Genomic DNA, 24,402 nt, shown 5'->3' on the forward strand with positions numbered 1-24,402 from the left:
GCGCGAGCAGTTCGCCCGCGTGCACGTCTGTCGCCGCTTCGCGATGGGCGTCCTCTGACACGAGAATCATTTCTCGGATCTGGCGCAGTTTCGGTGCGGTGGTCGTGGTGGGTTACTGAAGCAGGATCATCTTGCGAAGGAGTTCGAATCCGGCTCGCCCGTAGAGCTGCCTCTTGATCTTTTTGATGCGGTTCACGGCGCCTTCGGTGGCTCCGGAGCTCCATTCCAGAGTGAGTCCGGCGGTCACGGCGTCGAAGTCACGGTGCAGGTGGAGTGCGAAGCCGGTGAGGCCAGGCAGCTGGCTGGTATCGACGGCGTCGATCCAGGTGGGAAGCGTGGCGCCGAGGCGGTCGGTGAGGATCTCACCGAAGTCGCGGATGTGCCCGGCGGCGGTGTCCAGTTCGGGGCAGCGGCCCAGGACGTCCTTCAAGGCGGCTCGGTCCTCCTCGCTGAGGGCGGAGGGGTGCTGGGTGAGCCAGCCGGTCACCTTCCGCACCGATGGGGGTGGGAGCGGGGCGTCCGGTGGGACGGAGCGCAGGGTGACGATATAGGCGCGGACCATGCCATAGGTGACGGGAGCGCCTTCGGCGAGCAATTCGCGGTGGAGCTCGGTGACACTGGTGCAGCCTGCGGTGAACCGTTTTCCCAGATAAGTCTTGTAGGGGTCGAGGCGGCTGGGCCGAGGCAGGTTGTCGCGGAGGGTGTCCTGCCAGTGTGTGGCCCGCGCGTAGCGCAGCACAGTGTTGAGCCCCCAGCCCAGGTGCCGGGCGATCGCCCGTCGGGAGCGACCCTGCGCGAGGAGTTCGTGGACCAGTGCGTGAGCGGCCTTCTTGCGCTGGGCCCGTCGGCTGGCCGGGTCCGGTCTGAGGCGTGCCGGGGCCTGTTGTGGGATGCCGGTAGGCGGCTTGTCCGGTATCAGAGTGCGCAGGCACTCGCGGTGGGCGGCGACGCAGGTCTCAACGGCCCGCCCCAGCCCCTGCCACAGGTGGAACCGGTCGGCGACCTGGAGAGCGTCGGGGGCGCCGATCCGGGCGCCTTCGGCGTAGGCGCCGGCCCGGACCCGACAGATGATCTCCACGCCGGGGTGAGTGGTGAGCCAGGCTGCCAGCGGTCCCGCTGTGCGTGTCGGGAGCACATCGACCACGCGATGGGTTTCTCCGCAGGTCAGTCCCCCTGATCCCTTTCGGGTACGCCTTGCCGGCGTGAAAACATGATCGCGGTGCCTGCCCGCCGACCCCGATGTCTCGTTGGGACGTTGAGCCCGTAGGTCAGTCTGGCGCCGGGACCGCAGAGGGGCCACGCACTGTTGCCTTCGAGCACGCCGGTCAGATTCTCGCTCCCCCAGCGGTCCCACGGGCAGGCGCCGTTCTGTTCGCGGACACGAGGACTGAGGGGAACTGTCCATGGCCGAGGCCGAGGACCGTGAGGACGTCGAGGAGATCGAGCAGGCCGCCGAGCTGGTGGAACGCGTCGCCGCGATCGATATCGCCAAGGCGTCCGGGATGGTCTGCGTGCGGGTGCCACACGAGGACAAGCCGGGCAAGCGCGTCCAGCGGGTCTTCAACACCGTCGCGACATCCGGCGCGATCCTGGAGCTGGCCGACCACCTGATCTGCCAGGGCGTCACCCGGGTGGTGATGGAAGCGACCTCGACATACTGGAAGCCGTACTTCTTCCTCCTCGAATCCCGAGGACTGGAGTGCTGGCTGGTCAACGCCCGCGACGTCAAGAACGTCCCCGGCCGGCCCAAGACCGACCGCCTGGACGCGGTCTGGCTGGCCAAGCTCACCGAACGCGGCATGCTCAGGCCCTCCTTCGTACCCCCGAAACCCATCCGTGAACTCCGCGATCTCACCCGGGCCCGGGCGGTGATGACGCACGAGCGCACCCGTCACAAACAGCGAACCGAGAAGCTCCTCGAAGACGCCCAGATCAAGCTCTCCACCGTGATCGCCGACATCTTCGGCGTCTCCGGCCGGGCGATGCTCGAAGCACTCATCGCCGGGGAACGCAGCCCCAAGGCCCTCGCGGACCTGGCCCACGGCACCATCAAGGCCAGCCACGCCACCCTGGCCGAATCGCTGACCGGCCGTTTCGAAGAACACCACGCCTTCATGTGCCGGATGCTGCTGGACACCGTCGACTACCTCACCGTGCAGATCGACAAGCTCACCGCCCGCATCACCCTGCGCCTGGCCGGACTGTCCACCACCGAGGACGACGAGGGCCCCGGACAGGGCACCCTCATACCGATCACCGACACCGAACGCCTCGACGAAGTCCCCGGCATCGGACCGGGCACCGCGCAGGTGATCCTCGCCGAGACCGGCCTGGACGTGAGCGTCTTCCCCACCGCCGGGCACCTGGTCTCCTGGGCGAAACTCTCCCCACGCACCATCCAGTCCGGCGGCAAGAACACCTCCGGGCCCACCGGCAAGGGCAACCCCTGGCTCCGCGGGGCCCTCGGCGAGGCCGCGATCTCCGCCGCCCGCACCGACACCTTCCTCGGCGCCCGCTACCGCCGCATCGCCAAACGCCGCGGCCACATGAAAGCCCTGGTCGCCGTCGCCCGCTCCATCCTGGTCTCCGTCTGGCACCTCATGAGCGACCCCACCGCCCGCTACCGCGACCTCGGAGCCCACTTCCACACCCGCAACCTCGACCCCACCCGCAAGACCCGCGACCTCGTCCGCCAGCTCGCCGCCCTCGGCCACGACGTCACCCTCGCCCTGGCAACCGCCTGACCGAACCCGCCGAAGCCCCCGCAAGCAGCCCCTCGACGCCACCGACCAGGGGCTACCTCGCCGCACCCGTCTCACCGTGGAGTTTTCCGGTCAGGACAGTGGAGTAGGTCTGGCCGCGGCGGATCGCGAAGTCGTCCACGCCCAGCACGCGCGGCGTGCCGAACGCGGATCGGGCAGTGCCATAACCCTGCGTAATAAGGTCATTCTTCCCGCGCCGAAGCCCAGCTGGGCAGCCAGCCGGGCGCCGGCCCGCCCGGCCAGCGCGAGCCCCACTCGCTCCAGGGCGTGATTGAGCCGAATGGTGAACCGTGCGTACGGGGCGGCCAACCGGGAGAACGGCTCGGCGAACGTCCGACGCGGACAGTCCGCCACTCCGCAGATGAAACGCCGGACCGCCAACCGGATCACGAAGCCCTGGTCGACAAGCGGAAGATCCTTCAACTTGCGCTGATAACGGTCGTGCACTCGGTCCGAGAAGCGGCCGCAGTCCGGACACTCCGCCCCGGCCGCCCGGCCTCTCGCGACCACCTCGACCGTGCCGAACGCGGCAGTCACCGCCTCGACATCCACGTCGTCGATCCCGTCGAACACGAGCGAGTCCCAGAACGATGCATCGGTCTGCATGACCAGCACCATGACCGTCCGCAGCCGACCACGGCAGAGGCGACCAACCATTTGACGGAGCGTCATTTCCGCTGCCAGATGACAAGGCGTACGCGGTCTCACACGACCCCGCCCCTCACAATCGAACACCGAGGTGACGCTCCGCGACTGCTCCCGGCGCACAGCACGCAGAAGCCGGCCGTGAGCTACTTATGACCCGAGGCATCGACTCCGCCATGGCACGCTTCGCCGGAACACACGCCGCCTGGACCGCTGAGGAGGCCGGGATGGAAGACCTCCTGGTCAGCCTGGCCGACAAGATCTGGAAGAACAAACGGGTCACCGAACTCGAAGACCTTGTCGTCGCCAGGCTCGCGGTGGCGAGCGGAAGGACGGTCTGGGAGGAGTTCCTCGACCTGGACAGCGTGCTCGCGCGTATCGGTGACCAGGCTGATGAACGTCTCGCCTTCCAGATGTCCTACCCCACAGTCGGGAACGGCCGTCGACTGCCTAACCTCCCGGACACGCTCACGACATGGTTCGCCGAAAACGACGCGGTTTTCTGCGCGCGTGGGATCACCGCCGAACTGCGGCACTCCCCAGAAGACGGCCGACTCAAGAACAGCGCATCGCTGACTGTCGAGGCCCGGAACCGGGGCATCCAGATCTGAGTCTTCCCTCGTAGCGTAGAGACCGTGACTGCAGGGGAAGTTGGGAGTCATGGCGGAGAAGAGGCGGAAGTTCGACGCGGAGTTCCGTGAGGGGGCTGTGCGGATCGTGACCGAGACCGGGAAGCCGGTCGGGCAGGTCGCGAAGGATTTGGGGATCAACGAGACGACGCTGGCGAGCTGGGTCTCGCGGGCCCGCAGGGTCGGCGGGGCCGGGGCCGGCCAGGCGGTGGAGAGCGAGGAACTGGTCCGGTTGCGGCGGGAGAACGCCCAGCTGCGGAAGGACAACAAGGAGCTGGTCATGGAGCGTGATGTCCTCAAACGCTGCATGGGTGCGCCACGAAGTTCTGTGTGACCGAGTGGTGGTGCAAGACCACCACCGCCGGGCCGTCGCAGCGGTTCGGTAGAAGCTGGGGGCAGTCCGACCCGGGGGATGCCGGGAAGGGCGGGAAGCAGCCCCGACAACGACGGGACGCGCCGGTACTGCCAGACGGTGCGGGTCCGGCAAGCGAGGCCAGAAGGTGTACGTGAGGAACCTGCGGTTAAAGCTCCGTAAGCGTTGTACCGGCTCCAACCTGGTGGATCTGGGCCGGGATGCAGTACGCGGCTGCCCTACATGCGGGCCGCCGACTCCGGAGCCCGAGATGTCTTCGGGTCCGGGGGCCGTGCCGAAGGACTGCGGCGTAGGCACGGCGAGGCTGTCGGGGCAAAGCAGGGCACCCATCCTGGCCGATCGGCACACAGGGAACGTGGGAACCATCCTAGACCGCCCAGGCACCGTCCTTCCAGGCCGGGAGTGGGGGCAGGCCCGTCGCCGGCTGATGGTCTCGTGGTGGGGCGGAGGCCCCGTAGTAGTCCGAGCGCGCGAAAGGCGCGTACATGGCGAAGGGGGCCAGCAAGTCGGCAGTGCGGAAGCTGGAATGTCAGGAGGTCGTTGGTGAATACCGACGAGCTGGAGGACGTCGCGTATGTGGCCGAACGCCGGGTACTGAAGATCCAGGCCAAGCTGCACCGTTGGGCGGCGGAGGATCCTCTTCGCCGGTTTGATGACCTGTTCAACCTCGTCTGTGACCCGGCCTTCCTGCTTGCAGGGTGGATGCGGGTGCGGAGCAACAAGGGTGCGCGCACGGCTGGAGTGGACGGCGTGACCGCCCACTACGTTGAGGACGTGCGTGGGCTGGAGGGCTTCCTTACGGAGCTGCGGGCGGAGTTGAAGACCCGCACCTTCCGGCCCTTGCCGGTGCGGCAGCGTGGGATTCCCAAGGCTGGCGGCAAGGTCCGCTATCTGGGGATCAACACGATCCGTGACCGGGTGGTCCAGGCTTCCTTGAAACTGGTTCTGGAGCCGATCTTCGAGGCGGATTTCCTCCCGTGTTCCTACGGGTTCCGCCCCAAGCGCCGGGCTCATGACGCGATCGCCGAGAGTCACTACTTGGCCTCCCGCTCCTATGAGTGGGTGGTTGAGGGCGACATCGAGGCGTGTTTCGACAACATCGGGCATGCACCCGTCCTGCAACGGATGCGGGCCCGGGTCGGGGACAAGCGCGTGATGGATCTGGTGAAGGCGTTCCTCAAGGCCGGGATCCTCACCGAGGAGTCCGGCCTGAAGGAGTCCAGGGCCGGTGCACCGCAAGGCGGGATCTTGTCGCCCGTGATCTCCAACATCGCCCTGTCCGTGTTGGACGAGGCGATCGCGGCGGGACCGGGAGGACCAGGAGCCACCCGCAGCCGCAGGGCCCACCGGCGGGCAACGGGCAAGCCCAACTACCGGATCTGCCGGTACGCGGACGACTTTCTCGTGCTCGTCGCCGGGACCCGCGAGGATGCGATAGCCATCCGTGACTGGGTAGCTGAGGTCCTCTTCCCGATGGGCCTGCGCCTGTCACCGGAGAAGACGAAGATCACGCACATCGACGAGGGCCTGGACTTCCTCGGCTGGCGCCTCCAGCGCCACCGGAAGAAGGGCACCAACCGGCACTACGTCTACACCTACCCGTCCAAGAAGGCGCTCGCGTCGGTCAAGGACAAGGTGCGCAACGTATGCCGACAGGACACCAATCTGCCGCTGGAAGTCCTGCTGCACCGCCTCAACCGGGTGCTGCGGGGCTGGACGGCCTACTTCCGCTTCGGTGTCTCGCACGCCACCTTCCGATACCTGCGCCATTTCGTCTGGCAGCGGGTCATCAAATGGCTGCGAAGAAAGTTCCGCCGGAGCACCTGGAAGGACCTGCGCCGCCGCTACTGCGGTGGCCGCTGGTGGCCCGTCACGGACGAGGTGCGGCTGTTCGACCCCGCCAGGGTGAAGACCATCCGCTACCTCTACCGAGGGATGAAGATCCCCGCCCCGTGGCCCAGCACCGGCTGAAAAACACCGCCCAACCGGGGCTTGTGGAGCGCCCGTTGCTCGGGAACGGGCACGGCGGGTGCGGAGGGCGGCCCGGGGAAACGGGCTGGTCGCAAGGCCAGCACCGCGCCTCGGGCCGACCCTACTCATCTGGGTGAAGTAGCTGCGGCGGACCCGACGGCTGTCGTCGGGGTGATCAGCGACCAGAAGACCGAGTGCAACATTCCGTATCGCGTCTCGTGCCGTGCTCTGGGGGTGTCGGAGGCGTGGTTCTACAAGTGGCAATGGCGCCCTGACCGGCCGACGAAACGCGAGGTGAGACGGGCCGAGCTGGCGGAGAGGATCCGGTATTTCTTCGACCGGTCGGGCAGGACGTACGGCTCGCCGAGGATCACGCTGGATCTGTGGGAGGAGGGCTGGCAGGTGTCGCGGAACACCGTCGCCGACATCATGGCCGAGCTCGGCCTCCAGGGCCGCAGGCCGCCGCGTCGACGCAAGTCGCTGACGCGGCAGGGCAAACGGAAAGCCTCTCCTGACCTGGTGCGACGCGGGTTCGACGCCATCGCTCCGGACGTGCTGTGGTGGGGCGACATGACCGAGATCGACACCGGCGAGGGCAAGCTCTACCTTGCCTCCGTCCACGACGCGTTCTCCCGCCGGGCACTCGGTTACGCCATGGGTTCCCGGCACGACACCTCCCTGGTCAGCGCCGCACTGCAGATGGCGATCGCCACCCGGGGTGGCGAGGTGGACGGCGTGATCTTTCATTCGGACCGCGGCTCGGAATACACCAGTGCGGCGTTCCAGCAGCTCTGCGGCCGGCGGGGTGTCGTGCAGTCGATGGGGCGCGTGGGGTCGGCGCTGGACAACGCCGCCGCGGAGTCGTTCCACTCTGTGCTGAAGGTCGAGTACGTCCACCGGCACCGCTTCGACACCCGGGCCGAGGCCAGGATCAAGACCGCGACCTGGATCACCGACTTCTACAACACGAGGAGGCGCCACAGCGCCGCCGGCGGGCAGCCGCCCGTCACGTTCGAGAACACCATCCAAGAAGCACGCAACCACACCCACCATCAGGGCCAAGTTGCATAACAAGGTCTCTACGAAATCAGGGGATTGACACCGTCGGCACGCTCCGCTTCGACAAGGTGTTCTGCATGCTGGGCCTCCGGCCAGAGCAGTAACCCACGCGCGAGCAAGGAGCCCGTCCTCTGCGTGCCGTAGGGGCAGCGGGGTGGGCTCTCTTACGGCCGTGCCTGCGAGGGCAGGGTGAGGATTTCGACTCCGTCGTCGGTGATGGCGATGGTGCGCTCGCTGTGTGCGGTCCGGCAGCCCGTTGCGCTGCGCAGCGTCCAGCCGTCGGCGTCGGTGACGAGCGTGGCGGTGTCGGCCATGACCCAGGGCTCCAGGGCGAGCAGCAGGCCGGGGCGCAGCTTGTATCCGCGGCCGGGCCGTCCGGTGTTCGCGACGTGCGGGTCCTGGTGCATGGTCGAGCCGATGCCATGGCCTCCGAACTCGGTGTTGATCGGGTAGCCCGCCTCACTGAGGACCGTGCCGATGGCGTGGGAGAGGTCGCCGATGCGTGCCCCCGGCTTTGCGGCGGCGATGCCGGCGGCGAGCGCCCGTTCGGTCGTCTCGATCATCGCGACGCTCTCCGTGGGCCTGGCCTTGCCCACCAGGAAGCTGATCGCGGCGTCCGCGGCCACCCTGCCCCTGGCGACGGCCAGGTCGAGGGTCAGCAGGTCCCCGTCGGCCAGCGTGTAGTTGTGGGGCCGCCCGTGGAGCACGCCGTCGTTGACGGCCGTGCAGATGTAGTGACCGAACGGGCCGCGCCCGAAGGAAGGCGCGTAGTCGACGTAGCAGGACTGCGCTCCTGCCTCGGTGATCATCTCCTTGGCCCACTGGTCGATGTCCAGCAGGTTCGTCCCGACCGTGCTGCGCTGCTTCAGCGTGTGCAGGATGTCTCCGACCAGGGTGCCGGTGCCCCTCGCCCGCTCAAGCTGCGCGGAGTTCAGGATCTCAATCATGGGGGCCTCTCACGTACGTCCAATAACTATCCCGGTCTAACTGTACCGGTATTAGAATGGGGGCATGGTCAGGTTGCCGCTCACCCTCGCCGAGGTAGAACGCGGACAGCGCCTCGGCGCCGTGCTCCGCCGAGCCCGGGGCTGCCGCTCGATGCTCGACGTGGCACTCGCTTCGCACATTTCGCCGGAGACTCTTCGGAAGATCGAATCCGGCCGTGTGGCCACCCCCGCCTTCCCGACCATCGCAGCGATCGCCGACACCCTGGGCCTGTCTCTCGACGCGGTCTGGGCCGAGATCAGCCAGCCGGAGCGCACCATCGAGGATCAGTCGGTGCTGTCTGTCGCACGGCATGCATCGCTGGTTTCGTAGGGCCGCGCTCAGAGGGGCAGCGGGCGCGGCGGGCGCACCAAGTGGTGCAGTAAGTGCGGGGTCGTCGGGTGAAGGCGGGTACGGGCTGGGTGCACACGGCGGGCTCGAAGACCTGCGCCGCGACGTTCAGGAGGTGCTGTCGCTGCTGCGCACCACAGCGCCGGTAGCGGTCGGCGGCGCGGCGGGGGCGCCGGACCGTGTGGTGGCTGGTGTCGGCGACGGCGACGGCATCGCACCGGGATGGCTTGTAGCGCACGCCGCGCAGGGCCAGTGGAATCAGGCCCACGATGATCAGCGCGTTGAAGATGATCGCCGAGGTGGGCTGTGCAGGGCCATGATGTTGAGGTGCTGCAGGCCCGGTAGACCGAGGCGAACATGGCCGGGATGATCGCGAAGTATTTCGCGACATCGTTGGCGATGGAGAAGGTGGTCAGCGCGCCGCGGGTGATGAGCAGCTGCTTGCCGATCTCGACGATCTCGATCAGTTTGGTGGGGTTGGAGTCCAGGTCGACCATGTTCCCGGCCTCCTTGGCGGCCGAGGTTCCGGTGTTCATGGCCACGCCCACATCGGCCTGGGCCAGGGCGGGCGCGTCGCCGGTCATCGCGATCAGCTTGCCACCGACCTGCTCCCGCCTGATGAGGGCCATCTCATCCTCGGGCGTGGCCTCGGCGAGGAAGTCGTCGACCCCGCCTCCTGCGCGATGGCCCGGGCCATCAGGGGGTTGTCACCCGTGACCATGACGGTTTTGATGCCCATGAGGCGCAAGTCCTCGAACCGCTCTCTGATCCCGTGCTTGACCACGTCCTTCAGCTGGGCGACCTCCAGGACCCGGGCGGGCTCACCGGAGTGGTGGACCGCCACCACAAGCGGGGTACCGCCTGTGGAGGAGATCTCCTGCCTCCGGCCAGCTCACCGAGCACAGTGCGGAGTAGGCCGCAGCCGCCACTGTGTTGTTCCTCCGCCCATGCGCTGAGCAGGCATAAGAGGCTTCGGAGAGAACGCCGTCCGCACTCAGTACCGAGGCCAGACACGGCCGACACTCCGACGCCGTCTCCCGCCTTGAGCTTCGAGAGCAACCGGGGAGACGGACCGTTTCGCAGGACGGTACGGTCAGCACCAGTCAGGGAGACAGCATTCAGGTCGACCACGCGCTGCTATGGTCGCCGCTGTCCTGTACGACGCGGTGGTGCTGTTCGACGGAGGCGTTTCACCGACGATCCGGTCCGGAGGTTCGTCCGCGACGCGTGCGGCACCGCAAGCCCATCGTTGGTTGCCGGTGGAGGCATCGGCCGCCCTGGGCGATCTCCTGCACGCTGGGGTCACCGACCCGGATGCGGCGGGAGGCGAACCCGCCGCTCGGTACGGAGTGGTGACCGCGGCCAACGGCGACGACGCTTCCAGATGCGTTCGCCGTAGCGATTGCCGACGGCAGCTTGAGCGGACACAGTCAGCGCACCGGGCGAAATTCGGGGCACGGTGGAAGCATGGTGGGGGGAGGACGCGTTCGACGCCCGTGACGAAGACCGACGCATGCAGTCGTTGATGCGCAGCTCCTTCAAAGCGCGGCGCCCTGCTCTCGCTGCCGCACTGGGGCATCCCCGCCACCGTGCAGGACGAAGGGGCGAGCAGCCAGGAGCATCACCGGTGTTCTTGCCACAGTGCATCCCTCGGCCGCGCTGCGGGCGAGGGGCGCACCGTCGTGGCCAAGTGAGGGCCTCGTGTCCGATTTTCAGATGGCTGCCCAGTTCCTTTGCTGACGGTCTCTATCCCCGCGTGCGATGCCGACTACGGCGCCAGGACCCTGCCCCGTTGCCACGGACCGTTTTCGAGCGACCTCGCTCAACTTACGGTTGGTCCGCTGGGGTGGTGCGAAGCAGCGACGCGAGAAAGGACGAGAACAATGACCACAGAACCTTCCCCCGAGGGTCCCGGGCCAGTCCCCAGTCGGCCGGATCCGGTGCCACACGACCCGCAGCCGCCGTCCGAACCAGGTCCCGGCGAACCCGAGCCCCAGCCGGACGCGGAGCCGTCCCCGGCGCCGGGTCCCGGTTCCCGCCCGGTCTCCGAGCCGCCCGACTGACCGGAGAGTGTCGCTCCCGCGGCCCTTCTTTCCGGTTGCTCGTGAGCGCGACACCTCACCGATTGCGGCCTCAGAGTGATCGACGCAAGGTGGATACGTCAGCCCCCGACAGTGAAGGACGGAATCGTCATGGGTAAGGCAAAGGCGAAGGCCAAGCAGGTCAAGGGCAAGCTGAAGGAAACCGTCGGCGATGCCATGGACGACAAGGGCATGCAGGCAGAGGGCCGTGGCGAGCAAATGACGGGCAAGGCCCAGGAGACCGCGGCAAAGGCGGCTGAGCGGCTGAAGAAGTCCGGACAGTAGGACCTGCGTTGTGGGCCGCGAACCCGGGGCGACCGCATCCGGGTTTCACGGCCGCCGGGGCCCGGCCTGGTGTCGGCCGCGCGGCTGGCACCAGGCGTCAGGTTTCGTTGCTCGGTGAAAGTTCGCTGACGTTCGGCGAATGCGAGCGCCGGGTGATTGCAACGCCGGGTCGCCGAGGCTGATTGCCCCCGGTGTTCATCCTTCCTCCCGTTGAGGCAAGCGCCGCCGCATCGACTCGGGGTTACCTACTTGCGCGGAGTGGTGTTGTCGCCCTCACGCGCGTGCGCCGCCACTCAGCCTAAGGAGCCGCGATGTTGCTCCCGGACAAGTCCCTGGTCGATTCGCTGCTGCGGCGCTATCGCGCGTGGGAGGTCGTCGTCCTGGCAGAGCCGCACGATCTGGCTAGCCGCCGGCACCTTGAGGATGTCGCGTACACCTTGTGTGTGCTCATGGGGCAGCGCACCACCCGTGATGCGATTACAGAAGCCGAGTTCTACCTCGGGTGGGCCCGATCGGTGGTGCCGGCTGCCGATGTGATGACGCGGGACGGCGGAAAACAGTCTCGTGTTTTCTCGGGCCCGAGGTGAGCGGCCTCGTCAGATGACCCGTGTGCCCCGGAGCCGGACAGCTCGTGTTCGGAGCCGAAGGCTCGGCAAGGAGTGTTCCATGGTGCTGGTCGGATACACGATGATGACCGAGCAGGCCGGTCCGCGTGAGCTCGTCGAGCACGCGGTGGGCGCCGAACGCGCCGGCTTCGACTTCTCCGTCACTTCGGACCACTTCTTTCCGTGGCTGGACTCCCAGGGGCACGCCCCGTACGCATGGAGCGTGCTCGGCGCGGCCGCACAGGCCACGTCGAGGATCCCGTTGATGACGTACGTGACATGCCCGACCGTGCGATACCACCCTGCGGTGGTCGCTCAGAAGGCCGCGACGATGCAGCTGCTCTCCCAGGGGCGGTTCCGACTCGGTCTCGGCTCCGGCGAGAACCTCAACGAGCATGTGGTGGGCGCTGGCTGGCCCGCCGCCCACGTTCGTTTGGAGATGCTGGAAGAGGCCGTGGAAGTGATTCGAGCGCTCTTCGGTGGCCGTGATGTGAGCCATCACGGCACACATTTCGACGTGGAGAATGCCAAGCTCTGGGACCTGCCGGACGAGCTGCCTGAGATCGGGATCGCGGTGTCGGGGGAGCGATCGTGCGAGATCGCCGGCCGGCTCGGCGATCTCGTCATTGCCACCGAGCCCAAGAGCGACCTGCTGGGCGCTTTCGACCGGCACGGCGGTATGGGAAAGCCGCGGGTCGGCCAGCTGCCCGTCTGCTACGACACAGACCGCGATGCGGCGGTCGCACGGGCGCACGACCAGTTCCGCTGGTCGGTCGGCAGCTGGAAGGTCAACGCAGAACTGCCCGGGCCGGCCGGATTCGCCGGGGCCTCCCAGTTCGTACGCCCGGACGACATCGCGGATTCCATCCCGTGCGGTGACGACCTCGGCACCTTTGTCGAGGCAGTGCGTCCCTACGCCGAGGCGGGCTTCACGGAGGTCGCCCTGGTCCAGGTCGGAGGTGACCATCAGCGGCCCTTCCTCGACTGGGCGGAGAAGGCCCTGCTGCCCGCCCTTCACGATCTCTGAGAGCAGGTCGCGGCAGTGAAGTTTCTCCAGCCTCCGGGTGTCTACGCGCCACAGGAAGACACAGCCATGCTGATATCCGCTCTGCGGCGCGAACGTCTGTCACCCGGAGCGGAGGCACTCGACGTGGGTACCGGTACCGGCGCGGTGGCGATCGCCGCCGCCCGCCACGGCGCTGCCCACGTGATCGCCATCGACACGTCGGCCGCGGCGGTGCTCACAACACGACTGAACGCGCTGCTGTCCGGGCACACGCGGGCCATCCGGGCCAGCCGCGGCGACCTGACGGAGCCCGTGACCGGCCTGAGGTTCGACCTGGTGCTGGCGAACCCGCCGTACGTACCGTCCGCGAACATCCGCATGCCCCGTCACGGTACTGCTCGCGCCTGGGAGGCGGGGATCGACGGCCGGGCGGTGATCGACCGGCTCTGCGCGAAGGTCCCCGCTCTGCTGCGCCCGGGGGGCGTGCTGCTCGCGGTCCACTCCGCGCTGAGCGGCCCAGCGATCACCGTAGCGCGGCTGGCTGAAGCCGGACTGGACGTCACCGTGACCGACCGCCGGCTCGTTCCCTTCGGGCCTGTCCTGCGCGAACGGGCCGACTGGCTGGAGATGCAGGGCCTGATCGAGCCCGGCCAGGAGAAAGAGGAACTGGTGGTGATCCGTGCAGAACAGCCGTACTGAACCGGAGACCACACCTCGGGCAGCTGCACGGCGCGTCATGCAGGAGCCGGGCGGACCCATGCTCGTGGAAGGGCCCGTTGAAGTGGTCCAGGAGGACGGCACCCTTGCCCGCTCGGACCGTCCGGTTGTCGCACTGTGTACCTGCCGGCGGAGCCGCATCTTCCCTTGGTGCGACACGAGCCACCGCGGCCGGAAGAAGCCGAAGAAAGCCCCATCGCCGGTCTCAGAGCGGCACACGGAGTGATGACTCGCCGTGCCGCCAGGCGCCGAGCAACTGCTCCCCGAACCGGTCCTCCAACCATCCGGTGGCCGCGATACCGAAAGTGACGTCTGGTGCCAGATCCGGCTCCTCCTGGAGCAGACCGGCGACGACCTCATGCCGCATGAGTTGCTCATGCACGGCGTCGGCCTCCACATGCTCCGCATAGAAGTGGACCGCCGCAGACCCGGCACCGACTCGCTCCAACGCCTCAGCGAGGCGCCTGGACCCCGGTGATGAGGTGATCTCCACTGAGGCGAAGTGACCGACCAGCGCACCACGGTGTGAGCGGTGGAGTCCAAAGAGCGACATGAGGTTGACGGTCGCGAGCATCTGCCGCGAGCCAGCGTCGAGGTAGCGCCCGTACGAGGTGTCCAACTGGAGGTCCGCCATCAGATTGGCGAACAACTGCGCGTGGACCTGTTCCGCTCGTCCCGTACCGAATTCGTCGTACTCCACAGTGGCCATTCCTGCCTTGGCCCGGCCCGTCAGGCGCGGGAGCACCCACACGTGCGGATCGGCCTCCTTGAGGTGGTAAAGCGAGCGGTGGGCGGCGTACTCGCGCAGATGCCACAGCTCGCCCTCGTCCCGCAGGAAGTACGACACGCCATCGGCGTCCACCGGCTCCAGAACGAGTTCGTCCAGCGCGCTGCCGACATCCTTAGCCACCGGCACGTCAGCGCGCAGAACCGCCAAGAACTCCCGCTCCAGCTCGGCACGCACCCTGAGCAGTTCCGGATCCCACTCCCAGGCACCGTCCACACCGTCGAAGCCGCGGTAGTGCAACTCATAGCAGACGTACAGGGCGAGCTGGAGGTCGTCGCCGTACGGGTCGCCACCCGCCACCAGGGACGTGTCCGGCAGCCTGCGCCGACCCGGTTCCCGGCCGAGCGCCTCGATCAGGGCGGCAGACACCTCGCCCCGGGTTTCCGGGAGCTGCACGGTGCTTCCCTTCCTTGGTATTCGTCTCCATCGCCCTTGCGACGAGGCTCCCAGCTCCGCGTTCCGTCTCGTCCACATCGGAATCAGGCTCGCTCACAACCAGGATTTCCGTATCGAGTAGGGCGGAGAGCTTCGCCAGGGCTTTGGACTCGGAGTAGCCCACAACGAAGACTCTGGCGGTCGTGTGATTTCCCGTACCCGTCGGCGTTTGGAGGAACGGGCGGTCAGTTATTACGGAGACGTTCACCAGGCACATTTTAACGGCCCGTCGCATATCCGGTTCACCCGGACATGCATGAAGTGAGCGCACACAAACGCCCTGTTCAGCGCCTCGTACACCGAGCGCGCACTGCCCCGCCGCCAGTTGGGTCGATTTGCAGCGAGCCGGCACTGGGTGCTCTGGACGCCAGCCCCCCTTATTCGGAGTGCGGCGGCGGGGCCGTCACTGCATGTCCTTCTTTCAGTGCTTGAAGGTGTCCTTGCCCTTCTCCACTGCCTGCTTCACTTTGCCCTTCATCTTTTGGGCCCTCCCCTTTCCCTCCAGGCTTTCGTTGCCCACGACCTTCCCGGCCGTTTCCTTGGTTTTCCCCTCCGCTATTTTGCCGATGTTCTTGGACTTCTTTCCGATACCCATGTCGTGCTCCCTGGGATCATTCGGGTGGTGGCAGCAGCGTTCCGAGAGGTCCGAGATCCAAATTGAGATCTTGCATGGAAAGGTCGTATCGAGCGCAGAGTTCAATCATACGACTGTGCAGAATCATCAGAGTTGCTCCCAGACGCTCCTCCTGTTCCTCAGTGAGGTCTCCTGCGTCGACCCGCTGAAGGGCCTGGCGTTCCATGAGCTGTCGCAGCAGCTCGACGAGTGTGAGTACGAGTTTGATCAGGTCCCGTTCCACCGTGTCCGGGTCGGTAGTGATCCGGTGGGCCGGCCTTCGCACCTCCGCGCCGCCCCGGGGCAGGATGTCCTGCGGCACTGCGGGCAGCATGCGGAAGGCGCGGGCGGCGGCATCGGCGACCTCGGCGAGGCGGTTTCCGGACGGACGGTCCTCACCGGTCATGGTCGACTCCTACGGGTGCTGAAATGGCATGCCACGGGGAAGGATTCTGTTCGCTGATGGAGACGATCAGCGCGCGCAGCGATATGCGTACGAGGTCGATATCGGCGATGGAGAGCACGACGTCACCGGTGAGGACCACGCCTCCGCTGAGCAACCGGTCCAGCAGGTCGATCAGTGCGATCTGCCGTTGCGGCAGCGGCTCCTCCGGCGTGGCCTCCGGCCTGCTCGCCGCCCTCACGGCGTGGCCCTCTTCAGCGGTTCGGCTTCGGCAAGGGTGGCGAAGGAGTACGGGGCCCACGGCCCGGTGACTTCGACGCGTACCCCGGGTAGTCCTTCTGCGGCCTGCATGACATCGGCGCGGAAGTCTTCGGCCTGTTGCAGCGACACAAGGTAGGCGTCGTTGATGACGTTCTCTCCCGGCCCGCGGGCGAGTTCGCCTTGCTGCGGCCGGTGCTGGACGCGATCAACCGCATAAGCGCGGGCGGCGGCCTCGACCCGCTCGGCTGCCTGTTCGGCGCCCGATAGGCGTCTTCGCGGGCGTGTCGCTGTGCTCTTCGCTGGCTGAGGTAGGCCCGCCCGGGGCTCAGACCCGCATCTGTGGGTGGGTCTGCTGGCCTCTCGGTCTCAGCGGCCGCTTCGACATAGATCTTGACGCCCCACTCCACCTGCGCTGCCAGGTCCTTCAGTCTGCCGGCAAACGCCTCGTGGCGGGCCCGAAGCATGAGTCGCACCCGCTCGTCGTCGAGGTATACCGTCGCCAGACGAAGCGGCAGGACGGCGGTGCGGGCGGCCAACGCCTCAATCACACGGTGATGGGCGCGGGCGACGGACTCCAGCCAGTCCAAGTCCTCAAGATGCGCTCGCAGCGCGGCTTCCTGGAAGTCACGCTCGGATACCGGGCTCACGGCGACCACCACATCGTCGCTGTGTCCTACACGCACGAGATGCACCGGCGCCTCCGCCACTCCAGGGAGCCCGGGCAGAGCTTCCTCCAGCGATCCGTCGGCGTCCCGTGCTACGGCGTACGCATAGGCGATGGCCTCGGTCATGGCTTGTCCCGCTTCTCGCTGCGGGGGCTGGAACCTGCCCGTTCGGTGCGTGAAGTGCGGCGGCGAGCCGCAGCGCGGCTCTCCTCGTCCTCGGTCGGTGGCAGCTCACGGTCCTCGCGCAGCGCCGTGATTTCAGCCTGCAGCCGTTTGTTCTCCTCGGCGAGTGAGCGGTATCCGTCGTTCGCGCGTGACGACAGTGAGGGATCGTGCTCCCACCAGTCAATGCCCATTTCCTTCGCTTTGTCCACCGAAGCGACCAGAAGGCGCAGCTTGATGGTAAGCAACTCGATGTCCAGGAGGTTGATCTGGATATCGCCTGCGATGACGATGCCTTTGTCCAGGACGCGCTCCAGGATGTCGGCGAGATTGGCCGAGGAGCCCTGGCCGTACGGGGCGGACCTGGACGGGAGGTCGCCCAGCCTCCTGGCGACGGGTTCGGTCACGGCCGCTGCACCTCAATTCGCTGGTGTCCCCGAGCTTCGACGGGAGCGCGTGGCAATGCGCCCGTTCCACCGGCTGCCGCGATCAGGCACCGGTGCCCTGGACATGGGCCCTGATCTCGTCCAGCCGGTCCAGCAGTGCGTCCTCGCGCCGGTCGAAGGTTTCCTCGTCGATGTCTCCCGCCACGAGCGCTCGCTCGAGTGCGGCGAGTTCCCGTTCGACGGGTGCCGGGTCGTAGTACTCGTTCTCCGCGGCCTCGACGACGCGCTCCATGACCCAGGCCACGCCGCGCACCGGCGCCAGCGGAAGCGTCGCGAGTTGAGTCAGCAGTCCCATGAGGACTCCTTAGACGAAGCTGTAGGCGGGCAGCGGGCCGACCAGCCGCAGGTCGAAGTCCTCGCCCAGTTTCTTGGCGATGTCCTGTTCCGCGCCGAGGAAGGTCTTCTCGTTGTCCCGCTCCACAAGGAAGGACACATTCAGGAAGTCGTTCCCGGTCGGCTGCGACGAGCGTTCTTCCCGCGCGAGTCCGCGCAGCGCATCGAGGACTGCGACGGCGAGCCGATCCTGCCGCGCTTGCACTTCCTGGGAGACCAGCTCCCCGAGGGCGAGCGGCAGTTCCGGGCTGCTGCGGCTGCTTCTGATCTCCTCGTTGAGTTCGCGCGCCTCGTCGGACTCCTGAAGGATTTGGCGCAACAGCGCATCCTCGTCCTGGGTGGCCTTCAGGTGGTATTCCACGCAGCCCTCCAGCGCCCGCAAGCGTTCGCTGAAATTATCCGTACCGTCCTCCAGGACCGCTCGTACAGCGTCGTCGTCCACGGTGGTGAAGCCGAACTGCAGCGGCAAAACGGTGCCGTCGGCCATCAGCTGTTCCTGGACGGCCTGGTGCGCGCTGAGGTCTCGGCGTTTGGGACGCAGTTCCTCGGGCGCGTCGCTGACGACCGCGGACAGCATTTCGGTGCGCACCGTGCGGAGGGTCGCAGGCGGATCCCCCACCCCGTGGAGGCTGTCCAAGCGCTGAGGATGGGTGGCCAAGACAATGGAATGCACGTATACGGCCATGGTTCACTCCTCGCGGCGTCGGGCGGCAGGACGACGCCGCGGCCGCTCCCGCCTCTCCTCGGGCTCCTTGCGCCTCTTTTCTGACTGCTCGGCCTCCTCGTCGTCATGTCCTCCCGTCAGGGCATCGGTCAGCACGTCAGCGGCCCCACTCAGAGCACCCTTGGCTTTCCCATGCGCACCGCCCTCGGTCACCTCGCCGACCAGGTCGGTCAGCTGAGACGGAGCCTTGCGACCCTCCTCCAAGTCGAGGCGGTTGCAGGCCTCCGCGAAGCGCAGGTAGGTATCCACGCTCGCCACGACGATGCGGGCATCGATCTTGAGAATCTCGATGCCCACCAAGGACACACGTACAAAGACATCGATCACCAGGCCGCGGTCCAGAATCAGCTCGAGGATGTCGTAAAGGTTCCCCGACCTTCCCCCGCCAGCCCTGGAAATGGTTCCTCCGCCCTGCGGCACCATAGTCATGGTGCCTCCTTTCAGCAGCTCACACGCGGCTCCGGACGAGGCCGTTTCCGTTCGTCCGGCAAGCGGTGCAGCAGTGGTGTTCCGGCCCTAGCCACGCGGGTCGATCTGGCCTCGGGTGTAGCGGCGGGTGCGCTCGTACGCCAGCAGTTCGCCTTCCTCGTCCAGCGTCACCCGGTAACTCGCCATCACGCTGGTAGTACCGGGGATACGTTCCAGCTCCAAAACTTCCACGTCCGCCTGCCAGCCGCCCTCCGTCGGCTTCACCGCCGAGACGGACTCGGGTGCTCGCCCCAAAAGCTCCTGGAGCTGCTCAGCCGCATACCGCATGGCCCGCGGGGCCGAAACCCGACGGGCCGCACGCTTCGTTTCGCTCGTGCGGCTGCTGGCCCGTCCGGTGCTGGTATTCCTGGCGGTCTTCTTGACGGGCTTCTTGCTGGACGGACGCCGGACGCGCCCTGTCTCGTCCTCTTCGCCTACGGCCATGTTCCCGCTCCGGAATCGGAGACGACATGATGCCCGCGTCACCTTCACAAGACGCCGTTCCATGATATACGGCCTGGGCTGACCGCATCTCGGAGCTCGCACATTGCTTCAGCGCCGGGCACAGCCTCCTAACCGCGTGCCGTAGCCCCCCAGTGGCTGCATAGCACCATCACTGCCGCATAAGAAGCGCTGTGAGTGGTGGGGTGGTGGGCACTGTCGGCGTGCTTTGAACCGTGACCCCCTATCGGTCGATGAAAAGTGACCCCTTCCGTGATCAAGTGGCTGCCCGCGCCGGTGACCTCGCCGTCGAGCTCGAACGCCGCCTCTACCTCGTCACGATCGAGGGTGTCCGATGGGTTGCCGTGGGGATCCTCAGGCGTCCTGCAGGTACCAGCGCAGTTCCACGGTGTTGCCGTCCGGGTCCTGCACATAGAGGGAGGCCGCGGTGCCCTGGGCGCCGAAGCGCTCGCCAGGACCGTCCAGCACCGTGAAGACGTCGGAATCGATGACCTGCTGCCAGTCGAGCGGCTCGACCACCAGGCAGATGTGGTCGACGTTGGAGCCCTCCGGCCGCTCGTCGGGCGCCTCGACGAGGTCGATGATGGTGGTGGGGCTCACCCGCACGGACGGGAAGGAGACCTTGCCGGCCCGCCACTCCTCCACCCGCACCGGTTGCAGCCCCAGCGGGCCGGTGTAGAAGGCGAGCGAGCGCTCGATGTCGGCGACGTTCAGGACGAGGTGGTCGAAGGCAATCACGCGCATGGATGTCTCCGCAGGGTCGGGTCGGCCGGGGCACCGGTGGTGGTACGACGGGGCCGGCGGCTCCGGGCCTCGCCGGTCCGGGGCGGTGGCTGTTCGCTGACTGCCGTGGCCTGCCCTTGACTTCAGCATCGCCGAGCAGGCATCCATTGGTCCAACGCATGTTTGTCATCCGATCCATCGTGTTTCACGATGGATCAATGGAGATCTCCAGCAGATGCGCTACGTCCTCGCGGTAGCGGAGACCGCGAGGTTCACCCGCGCCGCCGAGCGGTGCCACGTCGTCCAGTCCGCGATCAGCCACCAAGTGGCCCGGCTGGAGAAGGAACTGAGTGCCCGGCTGTTCGAAGATACGAGGCAATCTGACCGTCGGATCGATTCGCACTGCTGCGCGGACATACGTACGTGACGTTGCTTGTGGACCTCGAAGCCCGGCGACCGATCGATGTACTGCCCGGCAGGGAATCCGCGCCAGAGCCCGCTGGCTCGCCGACCATCCTGAGGTGGAGGTCATCTGCCAGGGCCGTGGTTCCACCTAAGCCGAGGCCGCACGCGCGGCGGCACCGCAGACCGTCCAAGTCGCGGACGCCTGGCACCTGTGGAACAACCTCGGACAGTAGCTGTGGAGAAGACCGTGCCAGGACACTGCAAATGCGTTCGGTCCGCGTTCGCCGATACGGGCCCGCCTCTTCCGAAGAGGAGCCACCTTTGGCCCCGGACGGAACCAAGGACGTCAACGGCCGTCCGCGCCGCATCGTCGCCGGTATCCGCGAACGGCACCAGGCCGTGCACGAACTCCTCTCCCATGGATGCCCGTCGCGTGGAATCAGTGTCGACGATCTGCTGGTCAAGGTCACCTCCCGCCGGACGCTGCTGGACGACTTCAAGCCGTACATCTACAAGCGGTTCGCTGAGGGCTGCCACGACGCCGGCCAGCCAAATCTTCCGTGAAGTCCGCGACGGATTGGTGGTCTGCGGCCCCGAAACGGAGTAGACCCCCTGCCTGAAGTCGACGTCAGTCACGGCGTTACCTCTGTTGCCTTTGCTTCCTGGAGGGGGTTACGTCCTCTTCGTCTCCTTCTTCCCCTTCTTCTTCCTCGTCTTCGTCTTCGTCTTCGTCTTCGTCTTCGTCCTCGTCCTCGTCCTCGTAGTCTTCGTCCTCGTGCTCGTAGTCCTCGGGCCTCTTCTCGTAGTCCTCGTCCTCGGACTCCTCGCCTTGTGCGTCCTCCTGCTCGGCGGCCTCTTCTTCTTCCATGGCGTCTTCGTGGGACACGACGACTTCACCGTCCCGGATTTCACCGCGCCAGCCCTCGGGCTCTTCCTGGGCGAGGGAGACGTATCGCTGAAAGTGCTTGAAGTCGAGTCGCATTCGGCGTCCTTGGGCGCGCCACAGGTTGCCCGTCTTCTCGAAGAACCCGGACGGGTAGTACTCCACGACCAGGGCGATTCGAGTCAGGCTGGGTGCCAGCTCATGGAAGCTAACCGCACCACGGGTAGTTCCCTTGGCTCCCTCGGACGTCCAAACGATGCGGTCGTCGGGAATCTGTTCCTGGACAGTCGCTTTGAAGCTGCGCGAGGAAGGGCCGACTTTGACCTTCCAGTCACTGGACATCTCATCGCTCTTCGAGACGTCGCGAACGCCCTTCGCGAAGCTGCTGAACTGGTCGTACTGCGTCCAGTGGTCGTACGCGACACGCAGGGGCACTCCCACATCGAGCACCTCGATGATGTTCATGACCTTGCCGCCGCTCGACTTGCGTTTCCCCTTTCCGCCGCCGAACGCTTCCTTGACCTTCCCCACGACTTTGTCCTTGACGCCCTTGGTTTTCTCCCCGACGAATGCCTTCAGCGGGGAGTCGCCCTGGAGAATACGGGAGCCGATCGCGGGAAGCGATCCACTCTCGGCCACATCAGTGAGCTGCCCAGTGACATCGGTCAGTTTGTCGCCCGCTTTCTCGGCGAGTCTCTCCACCTGTGCACTGAGGAAGTTGGACGCCTCTTCGCGAAGCCGGTCCGCACCCGACATTTGTGCCGTGGGCTGGTCTGTTTCCGTCCTGGTCATGACTGGCTACCTCCGACGATCGGCGCGCTTGGACGCTGCTCGCTTCGACGACGCCGCCTTCCGGGCGGCAGACTTCTTGGCCGGAGCAGTTTTCTTCGCAGCCGTCTTCTTTGGCGGGGCCGTCTTCCGGGCGGCGGACTTCTTGGCCGGAGCAGTTTTCTTCGCAGCCGTCTTCTTTGGCGGGGCCGTCTTCCGGGCGGCGGACTTCTTGGCCGTCCGAGGCTTCTCTCCGTGGGCGGGAGCGGCCTTCTTGCGTGCCGCGCCCCCTCTGGGCTGGGCGCGACTGCGGCGCCGCTTCGGCTGCCTCTCTTCCTCCTCTTCCTCTTCCTCGTATTCCTCTTCCGGCTGTTCCTCCTCTTCCTCAGCCTGGCCCTCTTCGTACTCGGCCTCCGGCTCTTCCTCTTCCTCTTCCTCTTCCTCTTCCGGTTCCTCCTCTTCCTCGTACTCTGCGCCTCCCTCTTCCGGCTCGTACTCTTCCTTGTCCCCCTCTTCCTCTGCCTCATCCTGCTTCTCACCGAGCCGGGCCGTACGGTCGCTGAGGGCATCGGCCAGCGAACTCATGCCCCGGTCGGCGGCGGCAGCCACTGCCTTACGGCCCGCGTCGAAGACTTCCCCTTTCAGCTGCTCCTGCAGCTCGGCGAACTGGGGAATCTCTCCGAGTCTGCGCATCCCTTCGGCGGCAAGCTGTCGGGGTTCAAGGCCGAATCGTCTCCCTGCCAGATATGTCGCAATGGTCAGCGCCAGCCGGCCCTTCTTCGTCCGGCCCAGCACATAGCCGCCCACTACTGCGGCCGCGAGGGTCACCTTGGCTGTGTCATCCATGAGGGCGTCACCTTCGATCGTTCGGTGCGGGGCCGACGTGTGCAGCATGCAGCCGGTCCAGCAGCCTTTCCTCTTCCCGGTTCGAACTCCTCCGTGCTGCTATTTCTGTCTTCAAGTTCCCGGTTCAGTACAGCCGGCTGGGCACGGTGCACTCCTGGGGCGTGTAACTCGCGCTCGGCAGCATCGTTGAGTTTCTCCGCCACCCAGATCACACCGCGGACCGGTGCGTTGGGGAGCGTGAGCAGTCCCGTGATCAGTCCCATGTCAGACTCTGACCAGCCTGAACGTGAGTGCCTGCAGTGGCGACGAAGTTGCAACAGCGCAGCGGGCCCGCAAGACGCAGCTTGACGTGTGCGGTGCGCGCTTCCGAATCGCTCCGCCGCGCTTCGGGAGACATCGCTTTCGCCGCGCGGCTGTCGTCGAGGATTTCCCGCTGCGCGGCCGACGTTCTTCTGCCATGCATTCAAGTCTGGTCGGTATCGGGCGCTTCGCACCTTGAAGAGGTATGGGGCGCGCCTGCCGGGGTGGGCGGCTGCTGTGGTGATCGATGTTTTGGCGGTGTAGCGGACGACGGTGCACGAGCCCATCCTTTTCATGGCTGCGGGGTCCAGGTGCCGGTCGTACGGTCACGCTGCCGGCCGGGTGCACGAAGGGCTGTTCCACGGCTGTGGTCGCGGCGTGCGCGAGTCCATGCCGGGCAATGGCGAGACACTCCGTGTAACTGCGGCGCGGGACATTGCAGCCAGGAGCTCGTCGCCACTCGGCGGTCGAGTGCTCACCCGCTGTCTGATGCTCGTACATCTGCCGCGCGGCCACAGCGCCCTGGCCACCCGCAACGCCTCGCCGCGACCGTCCAATCCCTTCCGCCGCACCTGTGGCGTTCCCTGACCTGGGCCCAGGGCGTGGAGGTGGTGGCCGCCGGACTCAACAGCCGACCACGAAAGATGCCCGGCTGGGAAGCCCCAGCCGAGCATCTCGCTAAAGCTACTGGACTCAGTCAGCTGACCAGCAGTGTTGCGACGACCCCTCGAATCCGCCGGCCACCGGGCATCGGTGGGAAGACGAACTGTTGGGGCTGGTCCTCTCGTCCTGTCGCTCACCCCGTGTCCTGGGGCATTTCTTCGACGACTTCCGCAAGTCGCCGCAGCATGCTGCGGTGCCGGATCTGCGCAAAGGCGTCGAGAACTGTGTTGTGGAGACTCCCTCCCAGTCCGCGCAGCGGGTGCTCGTCGAGAATGACCAGGGTCTTGTCGCCCCACGGCCGGATGTCGAAGGCAATCCGTGCCGTACCCAACGTCCCTCCGTGCGCTTCGAGTTCCAGCGCGCGCGGCGCGTCGAGGCGACGGACCGTCGTGCGTCCGTGGTACTCCTTAGGCCCCACGCGCGCCGTGTATTTGATCGACGATCCGACTTCCGGCCAACGCCCTTCGCCCGGGGCGGAGTCGAAGGTCCCTACCACCCAGTCCGCGTAACGGCTCTCGTCCTCCAGAACCGCCCAGAGTACGGACGGTTCTCGGGCGATGAGCTGATGACGTACAGCCATGTGTGCT

Annotated in this window: 30 protein-coding genes and 4 pseudogenes; 14 read left to right on the forward strand and 20 right to left on the reverse strand. The window is 66.7% G+C overall.

Translation table 11 applies throughout. From position 1 onward, the window contains the following. Positions 1–112: 112 nt before the first annotated feature. On the reverse strand, positions 113–1,144 hold the full coding sequence (locus OG306_RS32400; RefSeq protein WP_371665946.1) for a transposase: 1,032 nt from the start codon (positions 1,142–1,144) through the stop codon (positions 113–115). 259 nt (positions 1,145–1,403) lie between these two features. Here OG306_RS32400 and OG306_RS32405 point away from each other — a divergent pair, with 259 nt between their 5' ends. Beyond that, positions 1,404–2,744, forward strand: coding sequence for an IS110 family transposase (locus OG306_RS32405; protein ID WP_371665947.1), 1,341 nt, complete (start codon positions 1,404–1,406; stop codon positions 2,742–2,744). A 90-nt stretch (positions 2,745–2,834) separates the two neighbouring features. Here the strand turns inward: OG306_RS32405 and OG306_RS32410 are convergent, their stop codons facing one another. Next, positions 2,835–3,380: a transposase family protein gene (locus OG306_RS32410; protein WP_266749748.1), complete on the reverse strand. Its 546-nt coding sequence runs from the start codon at positions 3,378–3,380 to the stop codon at positions 2,835–2,837. A gap of 179 nt (positions 3,381–3,559) precedes the next feature. Between OG306_RS32410 and OG306_RS32415 the strand changes: the two genes are divergently transcribed. The 4 genes from OG306_RS32415 (at position 3,560) to OG306_RS32430 (ending at position 7,451) form a co-directional block, all read left to right on the forward strand. Next, a complete protein-coding gene (locus OG306_RS32415; protein ID WP_323183984.1) occupies positions 3,560–4,018 on the forward strand; it encodes a hypothetical protein in 459 nt (152 codons plus the stop codon). A gap of 49 nt (positions 4,019–4,067) precedes the next feature. After that, positions 4,068–4,370, forward strand: a complete 303-nt coding sequence (locus OG306_RS32420; RefSeq protein WP_266749749.1) for a transposase — start codon at positions 4,068–4,070, stop codon at positions 4,368–4,370. Positions 4,371–4,952: 582 nt separating this feature from the next. Further along, positions 4,953–6,380 carry a group II intron reverse transcriptase/maturase gene (gene ltrA, locus OG306_RS32425; protein WP_327259585.1) on the forward strand — a complete coding sequence of 476 codons (1,428 nt, stop codon included), beginning with the start codon at positions 4,953–4,955 and terminating at the stop codon, positions 6,378–6,380. A 171-nt stretch (positions 6,381–6,551) separates the two neighbouring features. Next, positions 6,552–7,451, forward strand: coding sequence for an IS3 family transposase (locus OG306_RS32430; protein WP_266749754.1), 900 nt, complete (start codon positions 6,552–6,554; stop codon positions 7,449–7,451). A 152-nt stretch (positions 7,452–7,603) separates the two neighbouring features. Here the strand turns inward: OG306_RS32430 and map are convergent, their stop codons facing one another. Beyond that, entirely contained in the window at positions 7,604–8,386 is a 783-nt protein-coding gene (gene map / locus OG306_RS32435) for a type I methionyl aminopeptidase (RefSeq protein ID WP_371665948.1), read from the reverse strand. A 64-nt stretch (positions 8,387–8,450) separates the two neighbouring features. Here map and OG306_RS32440 point away from each other — a divergent pair, with 64 nt between their 5' ends. Beyond that, positions 8,451–8,756, forward strand: a complete 306-nt coding sequence (locus OG306_RS32440) for a helix-turn-helix domain-containing protein (RefSeq protein WP_266749758.1) — start codon at positions 8,451–8,453, stop codon at positions 8,754–8,756. Between the two features lie 8 nt (positions 8,757–8,764). Here OG306_RS32440 and OG306_RS32445 read toward each other — a convergent pair whose 3' ends face one another. Next, entirely contained in the window at positions 8,765–9,403 is a 639-nt protein-coding gene (locus OG306_RS32445) for a hypothetical protein (protein ID WP_353962467.1), read from the reverse strand. Continuing rightward, on the reverse strand, positions 9,364–9,621 hold the full coding sequence (locus tag OG306_RS32450; RefSeq protein WP_353962451.1) for an HAD family hydrolase: 258 nt from the start codon (positions 9,619–9,621) through the stop codon (positions 9,364–9,366). Before OG306_RS32450 ends, OG306_RS32445 begins: the two co-directional genes overlap by 40 nt. Before the next feature lie 1,345 nt (positions 9,622–10,966). Here OG306_RS32450 and OG306_RS32455 point away from each other — a divergent pair. From OG306_RS32455 to OG306_RS32475, 5 genes are all read left to right on the forward strand, one after another. Further along, complete coding sequence (locus OG306_RS32455; RefSeq protein WP_266749759.1) at positions 10,967–11,140, forward strand: CsbD family protein; 174 nt, start codon at positions 10,967–10,969, stop codon at positions 11,138–11,140. A 311-nt stretch (positions 11,141–11,451) separates the two neighbouring features. Further along, on the forward strand, positions 11,452–11,727 hold the full coding sequence (locus OG306_RS32460; RefSeq protein WP_266749760.1) for a DUF5133 domain-containing protein: 276 nt from the start codon (positions 11,452–11,454) through the stop codon (positions 11,725–11,727). A 79-nt stretch (positions 11,728–11,806) separates the two neighbouring features. Continuing rightward, on the forward strand, positions 11,807–12,772 hold the full coding sequence (locus tag OG306_RS32465) for an LLM class F420-dependent oxidoreductase (protein WP_266749762.1): 966 nt from the start codon (positions 11,807–11,809) through the stop codon (positions 12,770–12,772). Between the two features lie 15 nt (positions 12,773–12,787). Continuing rightward, positions 12,788–13,450, forward strand: a complete 663-nt coding sequence (locus tag OG306_RS32470; RefSeq protein WP_266749764.1) for a HemK2/MTQ2 family protein methyltransferase — start codon at positions 12,788–12,790, stop codon at positions 13,448–13,450. 58 nt (positions 13,451–13,508) lie between these two features. Beyond that, entirely contained in the window at positions 13,509–13,694 is a 186-nt protein-coding gene (locus tag OG306_RS32475) for a CDGSH iron-sulfur domain-containing protein (protein WP_266749766.1), read from the forward strand. Here the strand turns inward: OG306_RS32475 and OG306_RS32480 are convergent. The 11 genes and pseudogenes from OG306_RS32480 to OG306_RS32530 form a co-directional block, all read right to left on the reverse strand. Further along, positions 13,674–14,672, reverse strand: a complete 999-nt coding sequence (locus OG306_RS32480; RefSeq protein ID WP_371666289.1) for an iron-containing redox enzyme family protein — start codon at positions 14,670–14,672, stop codon at positions 13,674–13,676. The two genes, OG306_RS32475 and OG306_RS32480, sit on opposite strands and share 21 nt — an antisense overlap. Before the next feature lie 439 nt (positions 14,673–15,111). Next, the gene (locus OG306_RS32485) at positions 15,112–15,285 is read right to left on the reverse strand and encodes a CsbD family protein (RefSeq protein WP_266749769.1); all 174 of its coding nucleotides are present in this window, start codon (positions 15,283–15,285) and stop codon (positions 15,112–15,114) included. A gap of 16 nt (positions 15,286–15,301) precedes the next feature. After that, a complete protein-coding gene (locus OG306_RS32490; RefSeq protein ID WP_266749771.1) occupies positions 15,302–15,709 on the reverse strand; it encodes a gas vesicle protein K in 408 nt (135 codons plus the stop codon). After that, a complete protein-coding gene (locus tag OG306_RS32495; protein ID WP_266749772.1) occupies positions 15,699–15,947 on the reverse strand; it encodes a gas vesicle protein in 249 nt (82 codons plus the stop codon). The genes OG306_RS32490 and OG306_RS32495 overlap by 11 nt, the downstream gene beginning before the upstream one ends. Continuing rightward, a pseudogene (locus OG306_RS32500) lies at positions 15,944–16,758 on the reverse strand (GvpL/GvpF family gas vesicle protein). The gene OG306_RS32495 and the pseudogene OG306_RS32500 overlap by 4 nt, the downstream one beginning before the upstream one ends. Further along, on the reverse strand, positions 16,755–17,201 hold the full coding sequence (locus OG306_RS32505; protein ID WP_266749773.1) for a gas vesicle protein: 447 nt from the start codon (positions 17,199–17,201) through the stop codon (positions 16,755–16,757). Before OG306_RS32505 ends, OG306_RS32500 begins: the two are co-directional and overlap by 4 nt. A gap of 82 nt (positions 17,202–17,283) precedes the next feature. Next, positions 17,284–17,535, reverse strand: a complete 252-nt coding sequence (locus OG306_RS32510) for a gas vesicle protein GvpG (RefSeq protein ID WP_266749775.1) — start codon at positions 17,533–17,535, stop codon at positions 17,284–17,286. A 9-nt stretch (positions 17,536–17,544) separates the two neighbouring features. After that, on the reverse strand, positions 17,545–18,258 hold the full coding sequence (locus OG306_RS32515; protein WP_371665949.1) for a GvpL/GvpF family gas vesicle protein: 714 nt from the start codon (positions 18,256–18,258) through the stop codon (positions 17,545–17,547). A gap of 3 nt (positions 18,259–18,261) precedes the next feature. Next, complete coding sequence (locus OG306_RS32520; RefSeq protein ID WP_266749778.1) at positions 18,262–18,726, reverse strand: gas vesicle structural protein GvpA; 465 nt, start codon at positions 18,724–18,726, stop codon at positions 18,262–18,264. A gap of 87 nt (positions 18,727–18,813) precedes the next feature. Then, positions 18,814–19,209, reverse strand: coding sequence for a gas vesicle protein (locus OG306_RS32525; protein WP_266749780.1), 396 nt, complete (start codon positions 19,207–19,209; stop codon positions 18,814–18,816). A 372-nt stretch (positions 19,210–19,581) separates the two neighbouring features. Then, positions 19,582–19,971, reverse strand: coding sequence for a VOC family protein (locus tag OG306_RS32530; RefSeq protein WP_266749781.1), 390 nt, complete (start codon positions 19,969–19,971; stop codon positions 19,582–19,584). Between the two features lie 158 nt (positions 19,972–20,129). Here OG306_RS32530 and OG306_RS32535 point away from each other — a divergent pair. Together OG306_RS32535 and OG306_RS32540 are read left to right on the forward strand one after the other, a co-directional pair. Next, a pseudogene (locus OG306_RS32535) lies at positions 20,130–20,338 on the forward strand (LysR family transcriptional regulator); the annotation flags it as partial. A gap of 338 nt (positions 20,339–20,676) precedes the next feature. After that, a complete protein-coding gene (locus OG306_RS32540; protein ID WP_266749782.1) occupies positions 20,677–20,919 on the forward strand; it encodes a hypothetical protein in 243 nt (80 codons plus the stop codon). 76 nt (positions 20,920–20,995) lie between these two features. Here OG306_RS32540 and OG306_RS32545 read toward each other — a convergent pair whose 3' ends face one another. The 3 genes and pseudogenes from OG306_RS32545 to OG306_RS32555 form a co-directional block, all read right to left on the reverse strand. Then, positions 20,996–22,030, reverse strand: a complete 1,035-nt coding sequence (locus OG306_RS32545) for an SRPBCC family protein (protein ID WP_371665950.1) — start codon at positions 22,028–22,030, stop codon at positions 20,996–20,998. A gap of 6 nt (positions 22,031–22,036) precedes the next feature. Beyond that, the gene (locus tag OG306_RS32550) at positions 22,037–22,852 is read right to left on the reverse strand and encodes a histone protein (protein ID WP_371665951.1); all 816 of its coding nucleotides are present in this window, start codon (positions 22,850–22,852) and stop codon (positions 22,037–22,039) included. Positions 22,853–22,859: 7 nt separating this feature from the next. After that, positions 22,860–23,115, reverse strand: a pseudogene (locus OG306_RS32555) (gas vesicle protein GvpG). Between the two features lie 514 nt (positions 23,116–23,629). Between OG306_RS32555 and OG306_RS40960 the strand changes: the two are divergent. Further along, positions 23,630–23,835, forward strand: a pseudogene (locus tag OG306_RS40960) (IS30 family transposase); the annotation flags it as partial. A gap of 113 nt (positions 23,836–23,948) precedes the next feature. Here the strand turns inward: OG306_RS40960 and OG306_RS32560 are convergent. After that, the gene (locus OG306_RS32560) at positions 23,949–24,395 is read right to left on the reverse strand and encodes an SRPBCC family protein (RefSeq protein ID WP_371665952.1); all 447 of its coding nucleotides are present in this window, start codon (positions 24,393–24,395) and stop codon (positions 23,949–23,951) included. Positions 24,396–24,402: the final 7 nt, after the last annotated feature.

The organism is Streptomyces sp. NBC_01241 (assembly GCF_041435435.1).
Lineage (GTDB): Bacteria > Actinomycetota > Actinomycetes > Streptomycetales > Streptomycetaceae > Streptomyces.

Excerpts from the sequence above, each read along its gene's own strand:
- OG306_RS32405 (WP_371665947.1), top strand. The coding sequence starts at position 1,404 with ATGGCCGAGGCCGAGGACCGTGAGGACGTCGAGGAGATCGAGCAGGCC.
- OG306_RS32410 (WP_266749748.1), bottom strand. The coding sequence starts at position 3,380 with ATGGTGCTGGTCATGCAGACCGATGCATCGTTCTGGGACTCGCTCGTG.
- OG306_RS32415 (WP_323183984.1), top strand. The coding sequence starts at position 3,560 with ATGACCCGAGGCATCGACTCCGCCATGGCACGCTTCGCCGGAACACAC.
- OG306_RS32420 (WP_266749749.1), top strand. The coding sequence starts at position 4,068 with ATGGCGGAGAAGAGGCGGAAGTTCGACGCGGAGTTCCGTGAGGGGGCT.
- map (WP_371665948.1), bottom strand. The coding sequence starts at position 8,386 with ATGATTGAGATCCTGAACTCCGCGCAGCTTGAGCGGGCGAGGGGCACC.
- OG306_RS32440 (WP_266749758.1), top strand. The coding sequence starts at position 8,451 with ATGGTCAGGTTGCCGCTCACCCTCGCCGAGGTAGAACGCGGACAGCGC.
- OG306_RS32445 (WP_353962467.1), bottom strand. The coding sequence starts at position 9,403 with ATGGCCCTCATCAGGCGGGAGCAGGTCGGTGGCAAGCTGATCGCGATG.
- OG306_RS32455 (WP_266749759.1), top strand. The coding sequence starts at position 10,967 with ATGGGTAAGGCAAAGGCGAAGGCCAAGCAGGTCAAGGGCAAGCTGAAG.
- OG306_RS32460 (WP_266749760.1), top strand. The coding sequence starts at position 11,452 with ATGTTGCTCCCGGACAAGTCCCTGGTCGATTCGCTGCTGCGGCGCTAT.
- OG306_RS32465 (WP_266749762.1), top strand. The coding sequence starts at position 11,807 with ATGGTGCTGGTCGGATACACGATGATGACCGAGCAGGCCGGTCCGCGT.
- OG306_RS32475 (WP_266749766.1), top strand. The coding sequence starts at position 13,509 with ATGCTCGTGGAAGGGCCCGTTGAAGTGGTCCAGGAGGACGGCACCCTT.
- OG306_RS32485 (WP_266749769.1), bottom strand. The coding sequence starts at position 15,285 with ATGGGTATCGGAAAGAAGTCCAAGAACATCGGCAAAATAGCGGAGGGG.
- OG306_RS32490 (WP_266749771.1), bottom strand. The coding sequence starts at position 15,709 with ATGACCGGTGAGGACCGTCCGTCCGGAAACCGCCTCGCCGAGGTCGCC.
- OG306_RS32510 (WP_266749775.1), bottom strand. The coding sequence starts at position 17,535 with ATGGGACTGCTGACTCAACTCGCGACGCTTCCGCTGGCGCCGGTGCGC.
- OG306_RS32515 (WP_371665949.1), bottom strand. The coding sequence starts at position 18,258 with ATGGCCGTATACGTGCATTCCATTGTCTTGGCCACCCATCCTCAGCGC.
- OG306_RS32520 (WP_266749778.1), bottom strand. The coding sequence starts at position 18,726 with ATGACTATGGTGCCGCAGGGCGGAGGAACCATTTCCAGGGCTGGCGGG.
- OG306_RS32525 (WP_266749780.1), bottom strand. The coding sequence starts at position 19,209 with ATGGCCGTAGGCGAAGAGGACGAGACAGGGCGCGTCCGGCGTCCGTCC.
- OG306_RS32530 (WP_266749781.1), bottom strand. The coding sequence starts at position 19,971 with ATGCGCGTGATTGCCTTCGACCACCTCGTCCTGAACGTCGCCGACATC.
- OG306_RS32545 (WP_371665950.1), bottom strand. The coding sequence starts at position 22,030 with ATGACCAGGACGGAAACAGACCAGCCCACGGCACAAATGTCGGGTGCG.
- OG306_RS32550 (WP_371665951.1), bottom strand. The coding sequence starts at position 22,852 with ATGGATGACACAGCCAAGGTGACCCTCGCGGCCGCAGTAGTGGGCGGC.
- OG306_RS32560 (WP_371665952.1), bottom strand. The coding sequence starts at position 24,395 with ATGGCTGTACGTCATCAGCTCATCGCCCGAGAACCGTCCGTACTCTGG.